The organism is Pseudoalteromonas sp. SK18, assembly GCF_001974855.1.
GTDB lineage: Bacteria > Pseudomonadota > Gammaproteobacteria > Enterobacterales > Alteromonadaceae > Pseudoalteromonas.
The window spans coordinates 66,908-92,649 of record NZ_MTQB01000016.1; the positions used below are offsets into that span (position 1 = coordinate 66,908).

The 25,742-nt window shown below is 40.5% G+C and carries 21 protein-coding genes; 13 read left to right on the forward strand and 8 right to left on the reverse strand.

Going from position 1 to position 25,742, the window contains the following annotated elements:
• Window positions 1-40: 40 nt before the first annotated feature.
• Together BW139_RS12570 and BW139_RS12575 are read right to left on the reverse strand one after the other, a co-directional pair.
• Entirely contained in the window at window positions 41-322 is a 282-nt protein-coding gene (locus BW139_RS12570) for a peptidylprolyl isomerase (RefSeq protein WP_008114778.1), read from the reverse strand.
• 75 nt (window positions 323-397) lie between these two features.
• Window positions 398-967, reverse strand: coding sequence for a glutathione peroxidase (locus BW139_RS12575; RefSeq protein ID WP_010390729.1), 570 nt, complete (start codon window positions 965-967; stop codon window positions 398-400).
• A gap of 88 nt (window positions 968-1,055) precedes the next feature.
• On the opposite strand from BW139_RS12575, the gene BW139_RS12580 reads away from it, so the two are divergent.
• From BW139_RS12580 to BW139_RS12590, 3 genes are all read left to right on the forward strand, one after another.
• Entirely contained in the window at window positions 1,056-1,544 is a 489-nt protein-coding gene (locus BW139_RS12580) for a GNAT family N-acetyltransferase (RefSeq protein WP_076919918.1), read from the forward strand.
• 111 nt (window positions 1,545-1,655) lie between these two features.
• Entirely contained in the window at window positions 1,656-3,650 is a 1,995-nt protein-coding gene (locus BW139_RS12585) for an ATP-binding protein (protein WP_076919901.1), read from the forward strand.
• A gap of 45 nt (window positions 3,651-3,695) precedes the next feature.
• Entirely contained in the window at window positions 3,696-4,823 is a 1,128-nt protein-coding gene (locus BW139_RS12590; protein WP_076919902.1) for a PleD family two-component system response regulator, read from the forward strand.
• Window positions 4,824-5,079: 256 nt separating this feature from the next.
• Here BW139_RS12590 and queG read toward each other — a convergent pair whose 3' ends face one another.
• The 4 genes from queG to BW139_RS12610 all read right to left on the reverse strand — a co-directional run bounded on the left by queG (window position 5,080) and on the right by BW139_RS12610 (window position 9,131).
• Window positions 5,080-6,213, reverse strand: coding sequence for a tRNA epoxyqueuosine(34) reductase QueG (gene queG / locus BW139_RS12595; RefSeq protein ID WP_076919903.1), 1,134 nt, complete (start codon window positions 6,211-6,213; stop codon window positions 5,080-5,082).
• A 71-nt stretch (window positions 6,214-6,284) separates the two neighbouring features.
• Window positions 6,285-7,505 carry a methyl-accepting chemotaxis protein gene (locus BW139_RS12600; RefSeq protein WP_076919904.1) on the reverse strand — a complete coding sequence of 407 codons (1,221 nt, stop codon included), beginning with the start codon at window positions 7,503-7,505 and terminating at the stop codon, window positions 6,285-6,287.
• 58 nt (window positions 7,506-7,563) lie between these two features.
• A complete protein-coding gene (locus BW139_RS12605; protein WP_008112444.1) occupies window positions 7,564-8,268 on the reverse strand; it encodes a glycerophosphodiester phosphodiesterase family protein in 705 nt (234 codons plus the stop codon).
• Window positions 8,265-9,131 carry a DMT family transporter gene (locus BW139_RS12610; RefSeq protein ID WP_076919905.1) on the reverse strand — a complete coding sequence of 289 codons (867 nt, stop codon included), beginning with the start codon at window positions 9,129-9,131 and terminating at the stop codon, window positions 8,265-8,267. The genes BW139_RS12605 and BW139_RS12610 overlap by 4 nt, the downstream gene beginning before the upstream one ends.
• 222 nt (window positions 9,132-9,353) lie before the next feature.
• Here BW139_RS12610 and BW139_RS12615 point away from each other — a divergent pair, with 222 nt between their 5' ends.
• From BW139_RS12615 to rlmB, 3 genes are all read left to right on the forward strand, one after another.
• Complete coding sequence (locus BW139_RS12615; protein ID WP_076919919.1) at window positions 9,354-10,088, forward strand: enoyl-CoA hydratase/isomerase family protein; 735 nt, start codon at window positions 9,354-9,356, stop codon at window positions 10,086-10,088.
• Window positions 10,089-10,296: 208 nt separating this feature from the next.
• Window positions 10,297-12,756, forward strand: a complete 2,460-nt coding sequence (gene rnr / locus BW139_RS12620) for a ribonuclease R (protein WP_076919906.1) — start codon at window positions 10,297-10,299, stop codon at window positions 12,754-12,756.
• Complete coding sequence (gene rlmB / locus BW139_RS12625; RefSeq protein ID WP_008112440.1) at window positions 12,753-13,496, forward strand: 23S rRNA (guanosine(2251)-2'-O)-methyltransferase RlmB; 744 nt, start codon at window positions 12,753-12,755, stop codon at window positions 13,494-13,496. Before rnr ends, rlmB begins: the two co-directional genes overlap by 4 nt.
• A gap of 114 nt (window positions 13,497-13,610) precedes the next feature.
• Here the strand turns inward: rlmB and BW139_RS12630 are convergent, their stop codons facing one another.
• Together BW139_RS12630 and BW139_RS12635 are read right to left on the reverse strand one after the other, a co-directional pair.
• Entirely contained in the window at window positions 13,611-15,767 is a 2,157-nt protein-coding gene (locus BW139_RS12630) for a TonB-dependent receptor domain-containing protein (protein WP_076919907.1), read from the reverse strand.
• Between the two features lie 243 nt (window positions 15,768-16,010).
• Window positions 16,011-16,868, reverse strand: coding sequence for a LysR family transcriptional regulator (locus BW139_RS12635; protein ID WP_008465324.1), 858 nt, complete (start codon window positions 16,866-16,868; stop codon window positions 16,011-16,013).
• A 126-nt stretch (window positions 16,869-16,994) separates the two neighbouring features.
• On the opposite strand from BW139_RS12635, the gene BW139_RS12640 reads away from it, so the two are divergent.
• From BW139_RS12640 to BW139_RS12675, 7 genes are all read left to right on the forward strand, one after another.
• Window positions 16,995-17,594: a hypothetical protein gene (locus BW139_RS12640; protein ID WP_076919908.1), complete on the forward strand. Its 600-nt coding sequence runs from the start codon at window positions 16,995-16,997 to the stop codon at window positions 17,592-17,594.
• A 118-nt stretch (window positions 17,595-17,712) separates the two neighbouring features.
• The gene (gcvT, locus tag BW139_RS12645; RefSeq protein ID WP_008112433.1) at window positions 17,713-18,795 is read left to right on the forward strand and encodes a glycine cleavage system aminomethyltransferase GcvT; all 1,083 of its coding nucleotides are present in this window, start codon (window positions 17,713-17,715) and stop codon (window positions 18,793-18,795) included.
• Window positions 18,796-18,871: 76 nt separating this feature from the next.
• Window positions 18,872-19,261, forward strand: a complete 390-nt coding sequence (gene gcvH, locus BW139_RS12650) for a glycine cleavage system protein GcvH (RefSeq protein WP_008112430.1) — start codon at window positions 18,872-18,874, stop codon at window positions 19,259-19,261.
• Between the two features lie 152 nt (window positions 19,262-19,413).
• Window positions 19,414-22,305 carry an aminomethyl-transferring glycine dehydrogenase gene (gene gcvP, locus BW139_RS12655; protein ID WP_076919909.1) on the forward strand — a complete coding sequence of 964 codons (2,892 nt, stop codon included), beginning with the start codon at window positions 19,414-19,416 and terminating at the stop codon, window positions 22,303-22,305.
• A 783-nt stretch (window positions 22,306-23,088) separates the two neighbouring features.
• Window positions 23,089-24,006 (forward strand): hypothetical protein, encoded by a 918-nt coding sequence (locus BW139_RS12660; protein ID WP_083708672.1) that lies wholly within the window; start codon window positions 23,089-23,091, stop codon window positions 24,004-24,006.
• Window positions 23,996-24,496, forward strand: coding sequence for a hypothetical protein (locus BW139_RS12665; RefSeq protein WP_076919911.1), 501 nt, complete (start codon window positions 23,996-23,998; stop codon window positions 24,494-24,496). The genes BW139_RS12660 and BW139_RS12665 overlap by 11 nt, the downstream gene beginning before the upstream one ends.
• Window positions 24,497-25,120: 624 nt before the next feature.
• Window positions 25,121-25,618 (forward strand): hypothetical protein, encoded by a 498-nt coding sequence (locus BW139_RS12675; protein WP_076919912.1) that lies wholly within the window; start codon window positions 25,121-25,123, stop codon window positions 25,616-25,618.
• Window positions 25,619-25,742 lie beyond the last annotated feature (124 nt).

Here is a 25,742-nt window from a genome sequence, read left to right on the forward strand (position 1 = left end):
AAAAAGCCGCTAATGCGGCTTTATTAATAAATAGATTTGCTTACTCTGAGCGGCTGGTTACTTCTAATAAATGGTAACCAAACTGTGTTTGAACAGGACCTTGTACTTGGTTAAGTGGCGCTGAAAAAACCACCTTATCAAACTCAGGAACCATCATACCAGGTCCGAACTCACCTAATGCGCCACCATCTTGACCTGAAGGGCAATTAGAGTGCAATTTAGCTAGCTCAGCAAAGTCTTCACCTTGCTCAATTTTATCTTTAAGGTCTAAACATTGTGCTTCACTGTCTACGAGTATGTGCCTTGCACTTGCTACTGCCATAAAATCTCCTATTTATAAGTTTAGTTTTTTATCTACTAAGCAACATCTTAGTAAGGTTAAACTGAAAACACAAAATTAAAATGCACTTTTGATGGCGCTTTCTAATTTTGCTGAATCGGGTTTGACGCGGCTGTTAAAGCGAGTCACTGATTGACGATCTGCCGAAACCACGTATTTATAAAAATTCCAGTTAGGTGAACTAGTTTTTGCATTTAAGTGCTTGAAAATAGGGTTGGCATCGCTGCCACGCACTGCGCTGGTGGCTAACATAGGGAAAGTAACGCCGTAATTCACATAACAGACTTTAGCCGTATCTTTTTCGTCATTTTCTTCTTGAAAAAAATCGTCAGATGGAAAACCGAGCACCACTAAGCCTTGCTCTTTATATTTTTTGTATAGCGTTTCTAGCCCTTCAAACTGAGAAGTAAAGCCGCAATTGCTGGCAGTGTTAACAATCAACAGTGGCTTATTTTTAAATTCACATAGATTAAGCGTTTCGGTTGAACGAAGCTTTCTCAGTGACACATTGGTGAAGTCATCGCAGGTATCTGTCTTTGCTGAAGGACTATTAGTGTCTGCTGCGTTGGTGGTTACAGAGACACAGCCTAGAGCCAATGTTAATCCGAATATTAATTTTCTTATCATGCGGTTACCTTGAATGCGATTCAATGGGTGTTTATGTAACTTATCATACGCTACTATAGGCGAAATTGATCAATTTTACTTATTTTCTATGACTATACGTTTAGCAAAACCTGATGATTTAACTGCTATTGTTGCCATTTACAATGAAACTATCCCTAGTCGAATGGTGACAGCCGATACCGAAGAAGTAACCGTTGCTTACAAACAACCTTGGTTTGATAGCCATACAGCTCAACGACCTATTTTTGTTTACTGCGAAAATGACCAAGTATTAGCCTGGGTTAGTTATAAATCGTTTTATGGGCGCCCAGCTTACGATGGCACCGTTGAACTAAGCATCTACATTACGGCGGCAGCCCAAGGAAAAGGGTTGGGTAAAAAGTTGATGCAATTTGCACAACAACAAGCACAAAAGCTCGATATTGAAGTGTTACTCGGGTTTATTTTTAGCCATAACGAACCAAGCATTAAATTATTTAAGCATTTTGATTTTGCAGTATGGGGAGAGTTGCCCAATGTTGCAAGGATGGATAACCAGCTGTACAGCCTGACTATTTTTGGTAAACATTTAATGTAATCCCACAACTATAGGCAAGCAAAAATTACATTTATGTAGACGATTATGCCAAACCAAAAATTCTATACTATGCTGAAAAGGTGTTTAATTAATTCTTAAAAGTGTACATAAATGGCGCAAAAAATACTTATTATTGATAGCAGTAGCATGATTGCTATGCGCTTAAAAGTACTGCTTGAGCTAATTGGTTGTGAAGTTGAATTAGTTCATTATTCTATGTTTGATAAAAGCAGCAACATAGATGCATACGATATGCTTGCCTTTTCACAAGGGACACCAACAACTCTGGTTGCTTCGCTGGTAAAACAAGCGACCCACCAATCATTTTTACTTTTAGCGCCCAAGGCTGAAAGTGGTGAACTGCTTGATGCATTTGGTAAATTAAACGAGCTTGTTCCAGATGCCACTATTATTTATCCATTTTTTTCTAATAAAGAAATCACTTCATTTATTGAAGATCTATTAGAAATAGGCCCTGATCATATTTTTAAACTGCCTACAATTTTGTTGGTTGATCATGTTAGTGAGCGTTTAGAAATGCTAAAGAGTAGTTTAGTGGGTGCACATATAGAGGTATACACAGCTACAAATCATGATGAGGCGCTTAATATTGCCAAACTCAGAATGATTGATATTTTAATTAGTGATTTTAGTTTAAAAGAAGGGCTTGGCTTAGATATATTTACCAGCCTTAAGCAGATACAGCCGCATAGCCGCTGCTTATTATTAACCTCGCGTCCTGCTCAGGTTTCTATGATTGAAGCGATTCGCCAAGGTGTTGAAGACGTTTTAATTAAGCCACTCGATGACAATGTGTTATTACAAGCAGTACATAAGTTGTGGCAAACCGAACTGCTAAAACGTCATAACGCAGAGCTAGTTGAAAGGCTACAAGATACAGTCGATGTTCTGATTGAAAAAGACAGTTTGCTGCAAGTGATTTTTAAAAACACCCCCGATCCAATTTTACTTTTTGAACGTAAAGGCAAAATAGTAGAGGCTAACGACGCGTGCTTAAAACTGTTTAATTTACCGTTTAAAAAGCTCATTGCTCACTCGTTATTTCACTTTTTAGATGACGATTCAGTAAAGGCAATTAAAGATAAAATATCTACTTTAAACAGTAATCGGCAATTTAGTTGCGACTTACACATAGTCAATAAAGATGGCAGTAAAATTCCGCTTGTTGGCTCATTTAATGAAATTGATCATCATGGTGAGATAGCATTAGCGGTTATTTTTAAAAACGTAACCCATTTAAAACAAAAAGAAGATTTACTACTTGAGGCGAAAGATCTTCTAGAAGAGCAGGTCAGAGCGCGGACTTCGCAACTTGAGCATGCGAAAAACATTGCTGAAGCAGCTAATTTAAGCAAATCAGAGTTTTTGGCGAATATGTCACATGAGCTAAGAACCCCTATGCATTCTATACTAAGTTTTTCACGCTTTGGTATCAGTAAGCTTGAAGATGATGATTTTAGTAAAGATAAACTTTTAAAGTATTTAACCCGAATAGAATCAAGTGGGCAAAGGCTACTGTCATTACTTAACAATCTACTCGATTTGTCGAAATTAGATGTAGGTAAATTCCCATTTAACCCGCGAGCATGCGATTTAACGACTATTGTTAAAACAAGCATTGATGATGTGGCTGGGATTGCCATAGAAAAAGATATTAAGATTGCATTTAAATCAGAAAACCCACCTGTTATAGCGCAATGCGATGAAGAGCAAATTAATCAGGTACTTAGAAACGTATTGAGTAATGCATTAAAATTTAGCAAAGAACATAGCACTATCGAAGTTGTCATGAAAACAGATAATGGTTGTGCAAATATTGAAGTAATAGATAGCGGAATAGGCATACCTGAAGACGAACTTGAAACGGTTTTTCAAAAGTTTGTGCAAAGCAGCAAAACGAATAGTGGCGCAGGTGGTACTGGATTAGGGCTTACCTTGTGTCGTGAATTTGTCTCTTTACATCAAGGAACTATAAAAGCCTGTAATAACCCTCAAGGTGGGGCTACTATTAGTATTCAAGTTCCTTTAGAAATAAACCTCGATGAATATTTAGCCGATGAGCAATTAGCGAAAAATAGTAGCTAATAACTGAATTGTTTTAATGAACACGATTTATATGGATGAGAAATTATGGCTTTAACTAAAATTCTTGCAGTCGACGATGAACCATTTAACCTCGAAATAATTGAAGAAATTCTAGAGGAACTTGACTTTGAGCTCAGGCTCGCCTCAAGTGGCCAAGAGTGTTTAAGTATGGTTGAAGAGTATATGCCTCAGGTTATTTTACTTGATGTCAGCATGCCAAAAATGAATGGTTACGAGGTATGTAAAGAGCTAAAAGCGAACCCTATTACGCATGACATTATTGTGATGTTTGTATCTGCAAGGGGAACGGTTGAGGAGCGTATGGAAGGGTATTCTGTCGGCGCTGAAGATTATATTGTAAAACCGTTTGGGCACGATGAACTAAAGCAAAAGTTACAGAAACTCAATCAGGTTTTACTAGAAAAACAGCAACTGGAAAAACAGGTAAAAGAAGCAACCTCTACCGCCTTTAATGCCATGGCTAACAGTAGTGAAATGGGGCAGATAGTTAACTATGTTGAACATATTGGATTAATTAACGATGTAGAGGAGTTAGGTAAGGCATTAGTGGAGTGCTTACAGGCATTTGACTTGCAAAGTAATATTGAATTTAGATGTAACGATATCAAATCGCACTTTGCATTAAATGGCGTGTGTTCACCCATTGTTATTGAGTTATTTGAAATGCTTAAAAGCAAAGGGCGATTGCATGAATTTTCTCATCGAATTTTAGTTAATTACGAGCTTGTGAGTTTGCTGATTTTAAATATGCCAGAACACGACGAGCAAAAACACGGGCGAATTCGTGACCATATTTGCTTTATTGTTAGTGTAACTGAGCAGCAGTTGCGGGCTATTACCACTAAGCAAATGTTGGTTTCGCAGCAAGAGCGATTAAACAAAGTGGCGAGCACGGTACACAGTAAATTCCACAGTTTAATTGGATTGCTAAATGACAGCAGAATTAATAACGAAAAAGTGTTTAAACAACTTCAAGAGGAGCTAGAAGAGCGGATCCCAACCATGGGACTCGATGAAGACCAAGAAGTGTTTATTTACAGAAAGGTCGATGAAACAATACAAAATTCGGTGGCACGGCAAGAATCTGTTGATCAGGTTAAAAAAGCGTTCTCAGAGATAGAGCAAGATCTCGCTTTATTGTTGAAAGGCTAAAGGTACGGGTTACGGGCTGCGAGGCGCGGGGTAAACTCCTTGCTACGATTGATACATTAACTTGTAGCAGCGACTTTATGTCGCGTCTTTTAAAGGTTAAATACGAAAGGTGTGCGCTACAGATTAACTAAAATCTGTACTTTAATTGTGGCTTCTCATTTACTCCTCATTTTCTTCTCTGTGTTAAATCATATATTAGTAAATTATGCACAAAGAGAGCTAAGAGATCGCAGAGGAGGTTAAAAGGGTAAAAGGCTTATGCGTCTCTGGGTAAGCCTTTTTCAACTATACGAATTAACCGTGCTGTTTTACGTAGCTTTTGCCTTTGTTTATCGTGTTGCTGTGCGAGTGCCCAATTTATATGTTCACCCACCATATCACTTACCGTTTGGCGTTTATCTTCGAGCGCAGCAATAATTGCCGGGCTAAAATCTGCGTTGCCTAAGCCAACGGCTATATTTCGTAGCCAACGTTCATGGCCAATGCGGCGGATTGGACTGCCTTCGGTATTTTTTAAAAAGGTAGTTTCATCCCAAGCAAATAACTCGAGTAAATCTTTGTTTTTTAATTGTGTACGAGGATGAAAGTCAGCCTCATCAGTAATTTTTCCGTAGCGGTTCCATGGGCATACCAATTGGCAATCGTCACAGCCATAAATGCGATTTCCCATTAATGTTCTGTATTGCTCAGGAATAGCGCCTTGATGCTCTATAGTTAAATACGAAATGCACTTACGCGCATCAACCACATAAGGTTCTACAATAGCACCAGTGGGGCATAGTGTTATGCAGGCAACGCATTTGCCGCAGCCCTCAAAAGTGTTTTCGTTATCAATAGGTAAAGGTAAGTCGACAAAAAGCTCACCTAAAAAGAACCAAGAACCCGCCTCTTTATTTATTAATAAAGAATGCTTTCCGCGCCAGCCTAATCCCGCTTTTTCAGCGAGTTGACGTTCAAGTACAGGGGCTGAATCAACAAAAGGCCTAAAGCTATAGTCACCTACATGTTGTTCAATTTTTTTACCTAACTGTTTGATTCGGTTGCGCATCAACTTATGATAGTCGCGGCCAAGGGCATATCGGCTGATATAGGCTTTTTCGGTATTTTTAAGGTTTTTGGCAAAGCCAGAATCAGGTGGGAGATAATTCATTTTAACTGAAATAACCCGCTGTGTTCCGGGCACTAGCTCATTAGGGCGAGCACGCTTCATACCATGGGCTGCCATATAATCCATTGAGCCATGAAAACCCGCATCAAGCCAACGCTGTAGCTGTGCTTCATGCTTAGTTAAATCAATGTCAGTAATACCCACTTCACTAAAGCCAAGTTGTTGACCCCATAGCTTTATTTGTTGGGCTAGCTGTTCATAATTTGGTTTTACGTCGCTCACATGCTTCACACAGTTATATTCTAAGCCGCGTAATTTAGCATAATCGCGGCTTGGGTAAAACTAGTCAGGCCCTAGTCTACAAAACGCTTTAGCTGTTGTTGGGTTTGTTGACTCAGTTTTTGTGACTGCTCAGAGTCATGCAATGCGGTGTCTATTTGTTGCTTTGCCTGTTCGCCAAGTGCCACTATTTGTTCAACCGATTCATGGGTTTGGTTTTGCGTATCTTCGAGCAAATGTACAGCATTGGCTATTTGCTGCAACTGTTGCTGATTGTGCTCAAATTCATTGAGCATTTTTCCAAAACCTTCTGAGGTATCGTTGATTGCAGTTTGTGCGTTATTAGAGTGACTAATTAACTGCTGAGACTCTTTATTGGTTTCATTAACCAGCTCATTCATTTGGGTAATAAAATCACTAATTTGGCGTGTTGCATCACTTACTTTAACCGATAGGGTACGAACTTCATCGGCAACCACGGCAAAACCTCGCCCTGCTTCTCCGGCTCGCGCTGCTTCAATTGCCGCATTCAGTGCTAATAAGTTAGTTTGATCAGAAAACTCTTCAACCATTTTTAAAATGCTACGAATGTTCTCGCTGTTCTCTTTTAAGCCTGCAATTGTTTTAGAGAAACTACCCAGCATTTCATTAATAAGTCTCACCTGTTCAACCAGTTTTGACAGTTCGCTCGCAGAGAGCTTAACAAAGCTAAGGTGTTCATTATTAACTTGGTGCACACTATCGGTGTTGCTCACAATATTTTGCAGGCTTTGAGTAATTTGGTTACTGGCATTAATTATGGTGTGACTTAAATTAATTTGCTGTTCGCTTAGTTGCTCTGTGTGCTGCATTGATTGAGTAACTTGGCTATTACTTTGTACGCTCTCTTGAGCACTGCTGTAGGTCGTACTTAATAAGCTGTTTAAATGGGTAGTAAACTGGTTGTATTGTTCGCTTAAGTCTCTAAATTCGTCAAAAGTAAAATGAGGAAGTTTGGCAGCTAAGTTGGCATCTTGTTGATTAATATTGATCAGCGTATCACGCATGGCTTTTACCGGGCGCACAATTAAAAAGCGCATATAAAAAATAGTAAAAATAAACCCTGCAATAATCAGCAAAGTAAGCGCCCAAAACAGCCCTGTGTTTTGCTGGGTCTCAGCTAAGCTACTATGTAACCAAAATAATGTAATAGCTTGAAATAAAAATACAAAGCTTAAATTACCCACTATTTTTCGGGTTAAAGTAAAAAACAAAGTTTGTTCTAAAAAATTATAAATACGCATGTAGCTACTCATTAAATAGTGACCTACTAAATTATTGTTTTTATAGCATAAATAGCAATTAAATAATTAGTTATAGTTCATTTAATTGCGCTAAATAATGCTTAGTTCGTTCAGGGTCGTTAGTAAAAATGCCATCTATGCCACAGGCAAGCATCAGTTTAATATCTTCAACTTCATCAACGGTGTAGGCAAACACCTGTAAGCCGCGCAATTTGGCATCGTCAACAAACGACTTGTTCATAAAGTTTTTGTCAACATGAATGCTAAAGGCCTGTAAGTCCTCAGCAAACTTTGCATACTGCAATGGAATTGATGCAGTAAGTGCGCCAATTTTAAGCCAAGGTAAGCGGCTCTTTAGCCAGTGTAGTTGATGATGATTAAATGATGAAACTAAAATATTGTCAGCGGATATTTTGTTTGCGGCAATATTCATTTCCAGTTGGGTGGCAAACTTTTCTAGTTCAAAGGTATGTTTTAGCTCTAAATTAAGTAAGGTTTGGTTGTTATTCCAGTCAATTAATTGCTGCAGGGTAGGTACTTGCTCGCCATTTCCCGCATCAAATTGTTGAATTTGCTGAGCGCTTAGGTCGCACACTTTACCCTTACCATTAGTGGTTCTATCTAGGTAGGTATCGTGAATAATCACGTAGTCATCAAGTGCGCTTTGTACATCAACCTCAATGCCATCTACATTCGCTTTTAACGCCGCCATAATGGCGCTTTGCGTATTTTCAGGAAAGTGTGTGCTTGTGCCTCTATGAGCAAATATTTTCATGGCTGCTTTTTCCGTGAAATTGACCAAGTTTCAAAGCACGCAGCACTAACAATCAGTGCGCCGCCAATCAGGGTAATCACTGAGGGGCGTTCGTGCAGAATAATTATAGCCAGTATTGTGCCATAAAGAGGCTGTAAGCAAGAAATCAATCCAGCGGTCGCTGCTGATAAATTTTTTAAACTTGCTGCAAATAACGAATGCGGCATTGCAGTAAAAACCACACCCGCAATAAGTAGCAATATTAAATCAGCATCATTAATTTGTGTTATGGACACTTCAATAAAAGCACACAGCATCAGGCTTGCGACTAACGTTTGATAAAACATGGTTTGCGGCCCACCATATTCGCTAAAGTAGCGTTTATGGGTAATATTACGAATAGCAAAAAACAATGCTGATACCACCCCCGTTACAACACCTAAGGTGATGTCATCGCCTAAATTAACGTTAGGGATCAATAAATAAATACCAGTAATCACCACTACAGCGCTTATTATATCTTTTGTCTTGGGCTTACTTTTATTAAATAGAGGCTCTAAAAATACCGTGATCACCGGATAGGTAAAAAAGGCTAACATGCCCACGGTAATTCCCGCCAATTGCATGCCAGCAAAGTAGGTTACCCAATGAATTCCCACAGCAATGCCCAATAAAATGGCAATCACATAATCTTTAGCGCGGCGCAGCTTAATAGGCTTTTTTTGCAATGTCAGCAGCACACAAATTGCCACCCCAGCAATAGCCGCGCGATAAGCGGTAATATCTAATGCATTTAAACCAATTAGCTTTGCGAATAAGGCGGTACCGCCAAATAAAAGGACGGCAATGTGTAAGTAAATTAAGCTTTGTTGTTGGGACTGCATGATGTTTCCTTGCGCTGCTTTTAATGCAGTTTAACATTACTATTAATTACTTAAGATGAAATTTTTAAAAGCCTTAATAATTAATATGCAACCATTAAGGGGTTAACTTTTTAAGTGTAATAGCGATTGTAAAATCAAAACTACGCGTTACTATGCTATTTATAACTATAAAAGTAACGAAAAGTGCTAAAAGCGCAGCTAAATGCACTCAAAGAGGCTAGAATGACCGCATTAATAAAGATTACCACTGAGCAAAACGTGGCAATACTTACCATGAATACCGCTGAAAACCGCCATAACCCTAGTTTTATAGCTGAACTTAATCAACACTTAGATAGCATAGAAGCCAATGGCGATATTAACGCCGTAGTATTAACCTCAAGCAGCGATAAAAGCTGGTCATTGGGAATAGATTTACAGTGGATGGCAAGTTCAGATAACACGCCTACAGTTATTGCTGATTTTATGAATTCGATAGGGCAGTTATTTAAACGTATAGTGACGTTTCCTATGCCTATCATTGCTGCATTAAACGGTCACACTTATGGTAATGGCTCGGTGTTGGCATGTGCCTGTGATTTTCGATTTATGAAATCTGACAAAGGCTTTTTCTGCTTTCCTGAAGTTGATGTACTGGTACCGTTTGTACCGTCTATGTTTCCGATTATTAATAAAGCGATTAATCCTCAATTTTTTAACCGCTTAGCTATGACTGGCGAGCGTGTTGATGCGCAAAAATTGTTACAACAAAATGTGGTAGAAGCAATTTTTGCTGATGAGCAAGCCTTGCAAGCGGGTGTGTTAGAGTTTGCTCAAAGCTTTAATAAAAATCGTTGGATATACGCTCAAAACAAAACCCAAATGAACAAACCAATACTCGATGTTATGGCTGCACAAGACTCGGCTTTTATTGAAAACATCAGCACGCTATTGTGGAAGAAACTACAGCAAAAGTAAGCTGTTTTTATAAAAGTGAGTAAACATAACTACAGTTAATTTACTCACTTTCATGTGCATTAATTAAGTAGGTGTTAAGTGTTATTTAGCTACATTGCTACAAAATGCAAAAGCTAATAACGCTTTATTAAAAGTTTAATGGCTTTTACCTGTCTCATTTCGAGTATATGAGTTAAAATGCTTACATAACCAACTAACAAGATAGTGAATGTCAAACCAAGATCCAAATCTCAGTCGAGAACAAGAAAAGTACGAAAACCCAGTCCCTAGTCGTGAGTTTATACTTACTCACCTTCAAGAGCGTTCAAAACCTGCTAATTACACGCAACTATGCGAAGAACTCGCGGTCAACGATGAAGAACGACAAATAGCATTTAAGCGCCGACTTCGTGCCATGGAGCGCGACGGGCAATTGTATTTTAATAAATTTAAATGTTATGCCCTGATTGACGAAGCCGGTTTAACCAAAGGCAAAGTTGTCGGTCACAGAGACGGTTTTGGCTTTTTAGAAGTTGAAGGCGAGAGCAAAGACTGGTTTATTGCCAAGCATCAAATGAATATGGTGCTACATGGCGACATTGTTCTTGCGAAAGGCACTAAGCGTGGTTCAGGCTCAAAATGCGATGCCCGTATTATTAAAGTGCTTACTAATGAGCGAGCGCCTATTGTTGGCCGCTATTTTGTTGAGCATGGTATTGCTGTGGTGGTTGCTGAAGATCCGCGCATTACCCAAGATATTATTATTTTACCGGGTAACGAAAAAGGCGCACGCCACAACCAAATGGTGCAAGTGCAAATAACTCAAAACCCAAGCCGCAATATGAATGCGGTAGGTAAAGTGATTGACGTATTAGGCGAGCATTTAGCGCCGGGTATGGAAATTGAAGTTGCGCTGCGTAATCACGATATTCCACACGTGTGGCCTGAAGAAGTTGAGCAGCAAGTTGCCCACTTAGGTGAATTTGTTGAAGAAGCCGATAAGCAAGGCCGTGTTGATTTACGCGGCTTACCACTTGTCACTATTGATGGCGAAGACGCTCGCGACTTTGATGATGCAGTTTATTGTGAGCCTAAAAAATCAGGTGGCTGGCGTTTATGGGTAGCCATTGCCGATGTATCCCATTATGTAGGTATGAACACGCCACTTAACAAAGAAGCCATAGAGCGCGGTAACTCAGTGTATTTCCCTGAGCAAGTTATTCCAATGCTGCCAAAAGTATTGTCTAACGGTTTGTGTTCGCTTAACCCTGAGGTTGATCGCCTGTGTATGGTTGCAGAAATGACCGTATCGCAAGAGGGTAAGCTGTCGGGCTATAAGTTTTACGAAGCACTAATGAATTCGCATGCTCGTTTAACCTACACCAAAGTAAATGCCATTTTACAAAATGACGAAAAGCTCCGTAAAGAATACGCAGCTGTAGTGCCGCATTTAACTGACTTACAGCAAATGTACATGGCATTAAAAGCGGCACGCCAAGAGCGTGGTGCAATTGAATTTGAAACACTCGAAACTCGTTTTGTATTTAACGCACAGCGTAAAATAGAATCTATTGTGCCAGTTATTCGTAACGATGCGCACAAGCTGATTGAAGAATGTATGATTTTAGCCAATGTATCGGCGGCTAAATTACTTGAGAAACATGAAGCAAGTGCGTTATTTAGAGTGCATGATGAACCTGATAGCGAAAAACTGGGCAACTTTACTCAGTTTTTAACTGAGTTGGGTATTGAGAGCACGCTAAGCGATGAACCCACCCCGAAAGAAATCACTCATGTGTTGGCTCGTTTAGGGGACCGTCCTGAAGCTGAACTTATTCAAACTATGCTACTGCGCTCAATGAAGCAAGCGGTATATCAGCCAGATAACATAGGTCACTTTGGTTTAGCATTATCGGCCTACGCACACTTTACCTCGCCAATTCGCCGTTACCCAGATTTAGTGGTACACCGTGCAATTAAAGCGGTATTAAAAGCGCAAGGTCAACAAACCTCAGGTGAATACGCTTACAGCGATGATGAAGTCGATCAACTTGGTGAGCAGTGTTCTACCACTGAGCGCCGCGCAGACGATGCCACCCGTGAAGTAGCCGATTGGCTAAAATGTGAATACATGCAAGATCATGTAGGCACGGAGTTTAACGGGGTTATTTCATCGGTTACTAATTTTGGTTTATTTATTCGTTTAGATGATTTGCAAATTGATGGATTAATTCATGTTACTAATTTAGGTGATGAATACTTCCAACATGATGCGGCTAAACATTGCTTGGTGGGTGAACACACACATACGGTTTATCGTTTAGGCGATAAAGTAACTGTACAAGTTGCCTCGGTAAGCTTAGATGATCGCCGAATTAACTTAACGCTTAAAGGCGATGTGGCTCAAGATCGTTATGCGCGTCGTCGTGCGCCAAAAAAGAATGCCCCAGCAAGCGTTCGCTCGCAACTTAAAGCCGGTAAAATACCGGGTAAAAAGTCAGCAAGCGACAGTAAAAAACCAAAAGGTGGAAAAAAGCCTGCAAGTAAAACTAAGGCAGCGGGTAAGTCTAAAGTAAAAGCGGATGACACCACCGCGAAGAAAAAAACCAAAAAGAAAGCGGTCAAAAAGCCTAAAAGACCAGGTAAAAATGCCCGTAAACGTAGTAGCCCAGGAGCAAACAATTCGTGAGTAATGAATTAATTTTTGGCTTTCACTCTGTTGAAGCAATTTTAGCAAAAGAGCCAGAGCGCTTTATAGAAATATACGCCCTTAAGGGACGTGATGATAAGCGTTTATCGCCTGTGATTGAGCAAGCGCGTCAGTTTGGTATTTCAGTACAGTTTATGCAACGAAAAGCGCTTGATAACAAAGCGAAAGATGAACAGCATCAAGGTATTATCGCCAACGTAAAAGCGGCGCGAGTGTTTAATGAAAAAGATCTCGATGAGATCATTGAACGCGAAGACACGCCATTTTTACTGGTACTTGATGGCATTACCGATCCGCATAATTTAGGCGCTTGCTTACGTAGTGCCGATGCAGCGGGTGTACATGCGGTGATTGTTCCTAAAGATAAATCAGCAAAGCTTAATGGCACAGCACGTAAAGTGGCCTGTGGCGCAGCAGAAACGGTACCGCTTATTCAGGTAACTAACCTTGCACGTACATTACGTGAAATAAAAGACGCGGGCGTTTGGGTTGTAGGTACTGCCGGTGAAACCGACACACATGTATTTGATGCCAGCTTAACAGGCCCAATGGCGATTGTAATGGGTGCTGAAGGCGAGGGTATGCGCCGCTTAACGCGTGAGCATTGTGATGTGCTCGTTAAAATCCCAATGGCAGGCACGGTTTCAAGTTTAAATGTATCGGTAGCAACCGGCATTTGTTTATTTGAAGTGTTACGCCAGCGCGCAGAAACAAATTAAGCCTAAGTCTAACTAGCCTAAGCTCAGGCTAATTACATAGGGATTATAGGCATTAAAAAGCCGAGATTGATTACATCAATCTCGGCTTTTTTGTACTTTTAAGTTAGCGCTTTATTAAAAGCTGTAAGAGTAACCCATTTGTACTGAGCGTGGCTTACCAGGTTGAATACCGCCATTTGCGCGGTTAGCAATGTAGGTTTTATCAAACAGGTTATCAACGCTTAGGTATACTTTTTGATTTTCATCAATTAAGTACTTAGCAGCTAAATCCCACACAACACGGCTATCAATCGCATTTAAGCCTGAGTCAGAAAGGTCAGCATGTGCATCCGATACGTAACGTATTTGGCTGTTAACAACAAAGTTATTCACTTCGGCACCAAATGATAAAGCAACTTGGTTTTCTGGAACGTAAGGCATTGCATCGCCTTTTTCTACAGAGCCCCAAATTTCTGAATCAAATGTGTTTTTAAACTCTGAATCAGTGTAGGTGTAAGTCAGTTTAACTGGGAACGCTACTGATGCAGTATTAAACGTACGACCAGCGCTAAATTCAAAGCCTGATACTTCTACTTCACCGTAGTTGTATTGGTCGCCAATGTTATCGTCGCTACAGCCTACTGACGCGGTACAGTTACCATGCATGTTGTCGTAATCAGAGTAGAATGCAATCACTTCACCGTTAAAGCCGTTTGCATTAAAACGAGAACCAAACTCAATGTTGACGCTTTCTTCTTCGTCTTGGTCAGCATTGCCTGGCGCTGCGGGTGCATAACCTTTTTGAATGCCTGCAAGTAACGTTACGTTGTCGTTAAGTGTGTAAGTAGCACCTAAAGACGGTACTAAAATTTCAGTATCGTTTGAAATATCTTTCGTTAAGCCTTGGCTACGAGTTGGATCTGATTTAGCCCATTCTTCACGGGTAATAGTAATGTCTTCATAACGCAGACCTGCACTCACTACTAATGCATCCATTGTCCATTCGTCTTGAATAAATAGGGTGCTTGCTTTTGCGCTGTCTAAGCGATTGCTATTAGAGCCAGGTGCGCCTTGCGAAGTAAGAGTCATGCTTAAATCTTGATTAAGCGTGTATTTGTCTTCCCACTGGAAACGATCCATTTCATCTTCGTGGTAACGTACGCCAACCGTAATGTAGTGATCGCCCGCTGGAATGTGTAATTCAGACTGCACACCTTTAGCTTGGTAGTCGCGGTTATTAGCTTTAACACCTATGTTTTCGATGCCTTCAGCCGTTGGGTTTGCTTCAAATTCACTGTATTGCTCAAGGTAGCTTTCGCTTACTTTACTGGCTTTGTACCAGTTACGGTGGAAGTCATTTAGATAAGCGGTTGCTAAAAATTCGTAACCTTCACCAAAGCGGTATGCATAGTTTACTTGGTATGCATTATGACGGGTGTTCATCTCATCATTTTGCGATGCCGCATAACGACGGTTAGGGTTTTGTTGGTAATCGGCGTTAGTTAAGCCCATGTACGTTTCGTCTGATGTTTCTTCAGAGTACTTAGCTTTAAACTCAATGTTGTGGGCATCGTTTTCACCAAAGGTATGGCCAAATTTTACCAGTACGTCATTTTTTTCAAAACCAGTGTTGTCATCGCCTACTGGTAATTCTTTAAAACCATCAGCGCCGTAAGAAAACACTTCAATTAAGCCCGCTGTGTTATTTTTTTCTTTAGCGAAGTAAGCGTGACCTTTATAGTAACCATCGCTACCAAGTGCCGCGTCAACCATACCCATAGAGCTATTTGCTTCAGTTGGTAAGCTGCGAGAAAGTAAATTTAATACACCACCGGTAGTGCGCGGGCCATATTTAACTGAGGCAGCACCTTTTAATACTTCAATAGATTCCATACGACCCATAGTCGGGAAGTAATAAGCCGATGGTGCAGAGTAAGGAGCCGGTGCAACGAGTACGCCGTCTTCCATTACTGAAATTTTATCGTTACGGCCAGTACCTGTGCCACGCATACCGATGTTTGGGCGCAGGCCGTAGCCATCTTCTTCTTGAACGTATACACCTGGTACAGATGCTAATACGCGAGAAATATCGGTAAATTCGAATTTTTGCAACTCTTCATCAGAGATAAATGTAGCCGATCCTGGAATATCGTTAATTGCTGCTTGTGAGCCAATAACGGTAATTTGTTCAAAGTTGCGTTCAACGCCGCCGGCATCTTTTGCCATTGCTGTAGCACTTAAAGACAGCGCTACGGCTGCAGTTAACGAGGAAACTAAAAATTTATGTGACATTGATTACCCTAAAAATAGTTCAACTACTAAAATTGGCGTAATTTAAACATGTTAACGAATGAGAATCAATATTATTAAGTTTTAGTTATATTTACATTTGCCGTAAAAATACGCTATTTTTATAACATTTTTAACTAAGTGTTTATTCTAATCTTATAAAACTAGGATAATGTATTGGCTGGTGGCGGTTAATTTAACCTGAACTCTGTGTGGGATAGATTTATTATCCAGAGTTCAGGTTATTTAAGCAGTGGGATAGCCCAAGCGCAGCTTAATAAATTCGGCGAGTTTAAATACCGCGTTTTCAGGTTCGCTGGCGGTTTTTACTAAACTAATACCTATGCTACCAAGCGCAGGTAAATGTTTAGTGTGTAAGTGATAGGCTAAATCGTTAGGTACGGTACTTTTTGCGAGCACTGTTATACCTAAGCCTTCTTTTAATGCGGCAATTAAACCGGTTAAATCGGCATTACTGTAAACAATACGATATTTAATGCCTGCTTTTTCAAGCGCCTGAGTTGCTCTGCGTCGGTAAATACAGCCCTCAGGCGCGGTCACTAAGGTTACCGTTTCATTTTGTGCCAGTGATAGGTCGCCCACCCACACTAATTGGTCTTGAATAAAAATAGGGAATTTTTCTGAGTCTAGTTGCTCGTTAAGCGCTAACACTAAATCAAATTGATCTTGGCGCTCATCAGAGAGCAGGTGTTTACTTAAACGTGATTTTACTTCAAGTGATACCTCGGGGTAGAGCGCCACAAAATCGCCAATAATGGAGGGCAAAATACGCGCGGCAAATTCGCTAGGGATCCCCAAGCGCACTTTACCGGTTACACTTTCTGAGGTGAACAACTGCAAAATGGCATCGTTATGCTGCACCATTTGCTTTGCCATCGGCAGTAATAACTCGCCATATTGGTTGAGCACTTGTCGTTGCCCCTGCTTTTTAAATAATTTATAGCCGAGTAAGTCTTCTAAGCGTTTTACTTGTAAGCTCACCGCAGGTTGCGAAAGGCCAAGTAAATCGCCTGCTTTGGCAAATCCACCAACCTCAACCACCATAACAAAAGTTCGTAAACTGTCGGTTGAAATATTTTTCATATTTAAAATTACTATTTATATGGCTATATATATAAGTATTATTTATCAATTGATAAGTAATTACAATTTGTTGTTGTAAGGCTTGCGCAATATACTTTTGCTATTAAAGATTGATAGGTATTTGTTATGACTTTTAACCCGATTATGTTTGCCCGCCATAGCAACGCTAACAGCGCGGTTATTAATGCCTTACAAGCCGATAGCAGTCACGTTGTTATTGACTTTAGTGGTAGTGAAGCATCGGTATTTTTAAGTGCTATTTTAGGTCATGACCTCACCAAACTTACCGCTAGTGGCTTTGGCTTTAAAGGCACACTGGATGGCGATTTAAATTCTGATTTTAGCTACGCCGTTTACTACTTTAGCGAAACCGCCTTTCGATTTGTGCTTCCAGTTAATGCCAGCCTGCAATTACAAGCGCTCATTAACGAGCAACAGCTTAGATACGATATAGACTTTGTGGTACGCACCGATTTAGCAACCTTTACTTTAAAAGGCGACAATGCATACGATACCTTAGTAGAGGCATTTAAACTAACCCCAGGGTTACGCCTTGCTGATGCGCAGCTTTGCTATGGCGCGCAAAGTGGTGATGTGTTTGTTACTGCAGTAGATCAAAATAACGAACAGCAGTTTATTGTTATTGCTAAAACGGCCACGCTTGATAAGTGGCAACAGTATATGCAGCAACAGGGCTTTAGTGTTACCAACACTCAAGCAGCCTAACGGGTAAAAGTTAAAGATTACAATTTGGTAGGCTTATTAATGGCTACCATGTTATTCCCCCTCATTTAATTGAGGCCACGCCCACACACATGGGTTAATTTAAAAGTGAAGGAATATTATGACTTCTAAAACAGTATTACATGCAAAGCACCTTGAAGCCGGCGCAAAAATGGTTGATTTTCATGGCTGGGAAATGCCAATTAACTACGGCTCACAAATAGAAGAACACAACGCTGTACGTAACGATGCGGGTATGTTCGACGTATCACACATGACCATTGTTGATATACAAGGTGAGCAAGCACAAGCGTTTTTACGCAAGTTAGTGGCTAACGATGTTGCTAAGTTAACCGTACCAGGTAAAGCGCTTTACACTGGCATGCTTAACGAGCAAGGCGGCGTAATCGACGACTTAATTATTTACTACTTTAGCGAAACATTTTATCGCTTAGTGGTTAACTCAGCGACCCGTGAAAAAGATTTAGCACATTTAGCTAAGGTATCGAGCGATTTTGCTGTAACGGTTACTGAGCGCCCAGAATACGCCATGATTGCGGTTCAAGGCCCTAATGCACGTGCTAAAACAGCCCAGGTATTAAACGCAGACCAGCAAGCTGCAGTAGAAGGCATGAAGCCATTTTTTGGTGTTCAAGCCGGTGATTTATTTATTGCTACAACAGGTTATACTGGCGAAGACGGTTACGAAATTGTAGTGCCAAACGAGCAAGCCGCCGATTTATGGCAGCAATTGCTTGATGCCGGTGTGGCGCCTGCGGGCTTAGGTGCGCGCGACACACTGCGTTTAGAAGCAGGTATGAACCTTTACGGCCTAGATATGGACGAAAGCGTATCACCACTAGCAGCTAACATGGCATGGACTATTGCATGGGAGCCAGAAGATCGTGACTTTATTGGTCGTGATGTTTTGGTAAAACAACGTGCAGAAAAAAGTACTCACAAGCAAGTAGGTCTTATTCTTGAAGAAAAAGGCGTACTACGCAGTGGTTCTAAAGTAATTGTTGATGGTGGCGAAGGTGTTATTACATCTGGCACATTCTCACCAACATTGGGCTATAGTGTTGCATTAGCACGTGTACCACGTTCAACCGGCGACACAGCTCAAGTAGAAATGCGTAAAAAATTAGTTAACGTAAAAGTAGTTAAGTCGGGCTTTGTACGTAACGGTAAATCAATAATCTAAATAATTTGGTTATACCAATAAATAAGTTAGCCTTATTCATTGGTATTCTCCCAATCTAAACCAAAGGATGAAAAAAATGAGCAATATCCCTAGCGAGTTAAAATACGCACCTTCACACGAGTGGGTTCGTAACGAAGGCGACGGCACTTACACTGTTGGTATTTCTGAGCATGCGCAAGAACTACTTGGCGACATGGTATTTGTTGAATTACCAGAAGTAGGCGACGAAGTAGATGCTGGCGAAGACTGTGCAGTAGCAGAGTCAGTAAAAGCGGCATCAGACATTTACGCGCCAATTAGCGGTGAAATTGTTGCCATTAACGAAGAGCTAGAAGATGCGCCTGAAACAGTAAACAACGACGCATACGGCGACGGTTGGTTATTCCGTATTAAAGCGTCAGAAGAGTCTGAGTTAGATAACTTATTAGACGCTGAAGGTTACGCGCATACAATTGACGAAGACTAATCGTTAATTAATAAAAGCCCCTCTATGTTAAAACATTGGGGCTTTTATGATTAAAGCGCTTATTTTTCCATACAAAGTAAGCAGCTAAATCACCACATATTTTAATCAATACTAGTTACCCATTAGTATTTGGATCATAGGAATCTGGACACATGTCAAACGCCAAATCTCTTGAACAATTAGAGCAAAAGCAAGATTTTATTCGCCGCCATATTGGGCCAAGCCCAGCGCAAGTAAACGACATGCTTAGCGCTCTTGAAGTATCGAGCGTTGAAGAGCTGATCGGTCAAACTGTACCTGCTGGTATTCGTCTTGAGCAAGGTCTTAATATCGGCGAAAGCCGCACCGAAGTTGAAACACTAAGTTACTTAAAATCAGTAGCAAGCAAAAATAAAGTTTTCAAATCGTATATTGGCCAAGGCTACCACCCAACTCACGTACCACACGTAATTTTGCGTAACGTACTTGAAAATCCGGGTTGGTACACAGCGTACACACCGTATCAGCCAGAGATTGCACAAGGGCGTTTAGAGTCACTATTAAATTTCCAGACTATGACCCTAGATATTACTGGCCTAGATTTAGCAAGTGCCTCACTGCTTGACGAATCAACTGCTGCAGCCGAGGCTATGGGCCTTGCAAAGCGTGTATCTAAAGCTAAAAAGGCCAATGCGTTCTTTATTGCCGACGACGTACACACGCAAACCATTGACGTAGTAAGCACCCGTGCAGAGCAATTTGGTTTTGAAATTATTGTAGGCAAAGCCGCCGATGCTGTGAACCACGATATTTTTGGTGCATTATTCCAATACCCGTCAACATCAGGCGAAATTGTTGATATAACTGACCTAATAGCTGGCGTACAAAGCAAAAAAGCGATTGCCTGTGTAGCTGCCGATATCATGAGCTTATTACTATTAAAAGCACCAGGTAAATTAGGCGCAGATGTAGTACTGGGTTCAGCACAGCGTTTTGGCGTACCTATGGGTTACGGCGGTCCTCATGCCGCATTTTTTGCAACACGTGATGCGTACAAACGTTCATTACCAGGTCGTATTATTGGTGTATCAAAAGACCGTTTAGGTAACTATGCATTACGTATGGCAATGCAAACCCGCGAGCAACATATTCGCCGCGACAAAGCCAATTCAAACATTTGTACTGCGCAAGTATTATTAGCGAACATGGCTGCGTTTTATGCGGTATACCATGGCCCGCAAGGCTTAAAAACCATTGCACAACGCATTCACCGTTTTGCTGATATTTTAGCAACTGGCTTAAAAGCAAAAGGTGTGGCACTTAAGCACACTACTTGGTTTGACACATTAACAGTGGTTGATGAAAACAAAGCCGACGTGATTGCGCGTGCTGTAGCTAAAGGTGTTAACTTTGCTACTAACCATGCGGGTGAATATTCAATTTCAGTATCAGAAACCACAACCCGTGCAGACGTTGCCGAGTTATTTGATATTATTTTAGGCGAAGGCCATGGCCTAAGCGTAGATGCGATTGCCGCTGATGTTGAAGCAAATGGCAGCGACTCTATTCCTGCAAGCCTAGTGCGTGATGATGAAATTCTAACGCATCCAAACTTTAACAGCTACCACAGCGAAACAGACATGCTTCGCTATATTAAGCGCCTTGAAAACAAAGATTTAGCGCTTAATCATTCTATGATCTCGTTAGGTTCATGTACCATGAAACTAAACGCGACCGCTGAAATGATCCCAGTTACATGGCCTGAATTTGCTAACCTTCACCCATTCTGCCCGCTAGACCAAGCAGAAGGTTATCAAGTAATGATTAACGAACTACACGATTGGCTAGTTAACATTACCGGTTACGACGCGGTTTCATTGCAACCAAATTCAGGTGCACAAGGTGAATACGCAGGCTTAATCGCCATTCGTAAATACCACGAGTCACGAGGGGATGCGCACCGTAACGTATGTTTAATCCCAAGTTCTGCACACGGTACTAACCCAGCGTCGGCACAAATGGCCAGCATGAAAATTGTGGTTGTTAACTGTGATAAAAACGGCAACATCGATATGGAAGACTTAAAAGCGAAAGCTGAAGAAGTCTCTGAAAACCTATCATGTGCCATGGTAACGTACCCATCTACCCACGGTGTATACGAAGAAACGATTCGTGAGTTATGTGAAATTGTTCACCAGCATGGTGGCCAAGTTTACATGGATGGCGCAAACATGAACGCGCAAGTAGGTGTTACTAGCCCAGGCTTTATTGGCTCAGACGTATCGCACTTAAACTTACACAAAACCTTCTGTATTCCACACGGCGGCGGTGGCCCAGGTGTTGGCCCAATTGGTGTTAAATCGCACCTTGCGCCATTTATGCCAAACCACAGCGTAATTAACGTACCAGGTACTAATGAAGGAAATGGTGCAGTATCGGCAGCGCCTTACGGCTCTGCAGCTATTTTACCTATTTCATGGGCTTACATTGCCATGATGGGCTCTGAGGGCTTAAAACAAGCGACAGAAATGGCGATTGTAAATGCTAACTACTTAAGCAATGAGCTAAGCAAGCACTTCCCAATTTTATACCGTGGCCGTAATAATCGCGTTGCTCACGAATGTATTATTGACCTACGCCCATTAAAAGAAGCCTCAGGCATTACTGAAATGGACGTTGCTAAGCGCTTACAAGATTATGGTTTCCACTCACCAACAATGTCGTTCCCAGTAGCGGGCACATTAATGATTGAGCCAACTGAATCTGAGTCTAAGGGCGAGATTGACCGCTTTATCGAAGCGATGGTATCGATTAAAGGTGAAATTGATAAAATCATTTCTGGTGAATGGTCTATCGAAAACAACCCATTGGTATTTGCACCGCACACACAAGCTGATGTGTTAGGTAATGAATGGGACCGCGCGTATGACCGTTTTTACGCTGCATTCCCAGTGCCAGCAGTTGCTAAAGACAAGTTCTGGCCAACGGTTACACGTATCGATGATGTATACGGCGACCGTAATTTAGTATGTGCATGTCCTCCGATTGAGACATACCGCGACTAATTTTTTGAAAAAATCTTCATTGTAGAGTGGGGATTTATCGAGATTATAAAAGCCGTTGCAGCAATGCAACGGCTTTTTTGTGCGTGTTTAAATATTGTAGACGCACAGCTTGCTGGTGTGTTGGGCGCAGCCCAAAAGGTGTTTAATTGTTGTAGGCGCATACTTTGTTTGCTTTTGGCTCATTGAGGGATTAGAAACCTTATTCAAGGTTTTGTCGCGCTGGCGACGGCAGCCAAAGAGGGGTATAGATTTTCAAATTTTACTCTGCTGCAAATGATTCATCCTTGAAGCTGGGTTACTGTCGGCATCCATGCCTTCACTTCCTCATACTGCGAAGCTGCGCTTCGGTTATTCGTCACCTCCCAGCGCACCCGAGCATCACGCTATTTCCTTCAAATAATTAATTGATGTGAACGTAAACGCCATGAAAGCACATCCATGTGCAAGCATGGCTTTCATTTCATCCATGAAATGAATTACTGATCAATTGCTTATTTTTAGGGCGTGATGACGGGGGAGGGTGTTAAACGTGAGATTGGTGTTTGCTCTTGGCAAAGTGTAATGTTTATCGGTTAATATTTTAATGTATGTAGTAAAGTTTTGACTTCTTTGGTTGTTATGCTCTTATTACTAATAGGTGATACTAGCTCTTGCTAGATGAATGCCATTAATTATATTTTTTTGATGAGGGTAAAGTTAAAGAGTGTTTCTGTTTTCTTGACTAAGATTTTTTTTTAGGTAAGGTGCTCATAACGTAAATATTCTTTCATGGAGAGATTAAATATGAATATTTTAAATAGAGATACCTTTAAGCAAAAACAGTTAAAAAGTAAGCTTGATTTATACTTGGATAAAGATAGTTTATTTAAAGCTATAGATAAAGATATTCAGTTATCAGGGGCTGGTGTAGTCTATATTGATGAAAACTTGACGGTAGTAACTATACGGGAGTTTCAGCCCATTTGTCGTTTAACGCCAGTTAAAATTATATTAAGAGAACCTCCAAAATTTAGTTCTGCAAAAGAATTTACCAATGAGCTTAAACATAGCTCTGTAAACCCCAGAGAAAGTAGGTTTGTATCTGAACTTTCAGGTACCTTACTTGCTTGTGCTGGTGCTGTAATTTCTTGGGTTGCCTTCGTTGCTTCTGGTGTAGCTACTCCAATCTCGCTTGGAAGTAGTGCTGCTATCTCTGTTCTTTCTTTCAGTGCGGCATCTGCAACGACATTACAGTGCGGTAACGGGCTTATGAGGAGTGGTGCTGAAAAGTTTGCTCCAGAATTTAATGATTGGCTAGACTCTGAGGATTGGTACGTCAACACAACCCAAGCTTTGGATTACATATCTATAGCTGGAGCAACAGCTGCAAGCGCTATTGCCGTTCGAACTATAAAATTAGCACGTGCCAATGGTGTAAGTTTTAAGCAGTTGTTATCAAGTAAAAATCGACAAGAGAGGGCTCGAATTACTCGTGAAATAATCCGTTTAAAAGTACCTGGAATTTCTAATAAAATGTTAAAGCAGATGGTTAAAAATAAAAGCTTTCCTAAAAGGTTTAATAATATACAAATAAATAATGAATTAAGAACGCGTTTACGTGATTCTGTTGCTGCAGCTCTAACATTTACAGGTAGCGCGTATAATGGAGAGATGAAAGGTATAGCTATTGGTGTTTTTGAGAGCCTTGACAGTGAAGGTTGAAGATTTACCAGTAAGTGATTCGATTCCGAAACTAAAATACAGTTTAGTCTGTGCTTTAGCCATTGTATCAAGCGTTATTAGCTACTCATCATTAGCATTTACAATATTAATCATGCTTTGGCCATATGATACTGTGAATGAGCTAGGACCTAGAGTTATCGGTTTTTTTATTGGCATATGTGTGTTTATCTTTCTTGGAGCGCTCATATCTGCAGGTAGAAACTGGGTTATTAAAGTTTACCGCTCAGTTGCTGGGTGCTCTATAGCTGTGCCCCTCATTTATATTTTGGGTTTAATATTTGAGCAAAAAAATGAACGTTCATTTAATGGTTTAGAGCTTTCAGTTTTATTTATAATTTTTAATTCATTGATATTGCTATTTTTTAAGAGTAAGTATTTAAAGGTGAGTGTTAATGTTATTAAAAGGCTTAAAAGACGGCAGAAAAAGCAAATGGAATACTTAAAAAGCTTTAGTCACAAAAACAAATGAGAGTAACTCAAATCAGTATTTGTAACGTGTACGGCGACCGCAATCTATTTTGCTATGTCTTCGGGCTCACACATACGAGACTAACACTTATCAAAGCTACAAAAGCCGTTGCAGCAATGCAACGGCTTTTTTGTGTGTGTTTAAACATTTTAGACGCACAGCTTGCTGGCGCGTGGGCGCAAACTCGATTAGTGTTTTAGGTTTTCACCACCGATAGAGTTAGTGCGTTTCGCACTTATAGAATTTAGAAACCTTATTCAAGGTTTTGTCGCGCTGGCGACGGCAGCCAAAGAGGGGCTGCCGCTGGTCCCTCTCTGGACACTCTCAGCGCACCCGAGCATCACGCTATTTCCTTCAAATAATTAATTGATGTGAACGTAAACGGCGAAGATAGGCCATCCATGGCCTAGTTTCGCCTTATCGCGCATCCATGCGCGATATTACTCATCAATTGCTTATTTTCAGGGCGTGATGACGGGGAGGGTGTTAAACATGAGATCGGTGTTTGGTTTTGGAAAAGTAGAGTTCTCACCTATTGTGATGTATACAGAAAGTGTTTTTGCTAATTAAGTGTTTTACGATGTATGATGATGTCAAAGGTTTATTTTTGGAAAAGGGATTTACTTGAGTAATTTGAGCTTAAAAGAGGTTGCTCATAGTAACTTAAAAGAGTTAACTAAGTTATACCTTACAAAAGAAGATGTTATTCATTCAGCTAACGAGGCAAAGACTCGACTAATAGTTATTGACGAGGTCTTAAAAGTTTTGGGTTGGCAATCTAATGAGTTCAACCCAGAAACCCACACATCAACAAATGGCTATGTTGATTATCTTTTGAAATATAATAACTCCCCTAAGTTAGTCATAGAAGCTAAGAAAATTGGTTTGACTTTTTTTACTCCTACCAATAAAAGTTTAACTAATCATGAATATACTGTTTCATATTTTAAGCAAGCATTTAAATCTCATTTAACAGAAACTATAAAGCAAGCTTCTTCTTATTGTTATGACTGTGGTGTTGTACATGCTGTTATTACAAATGGTGCAGAGTGGATGGTATTTCAGCTTATACCAAGGCCAGGTAAAACAGTTGATAGTATGAAAGGAGTATATTTCGGTTGAATCGCCCCGTGTTTGCCAGAGACTCAATAACTTGAGAAACTGGAACTATGAAAAAATCAAATCGCTATACATCAGAATTTCGTGAACGTGCAATTAGGCTTGTTACCACACAACAGCATGAATA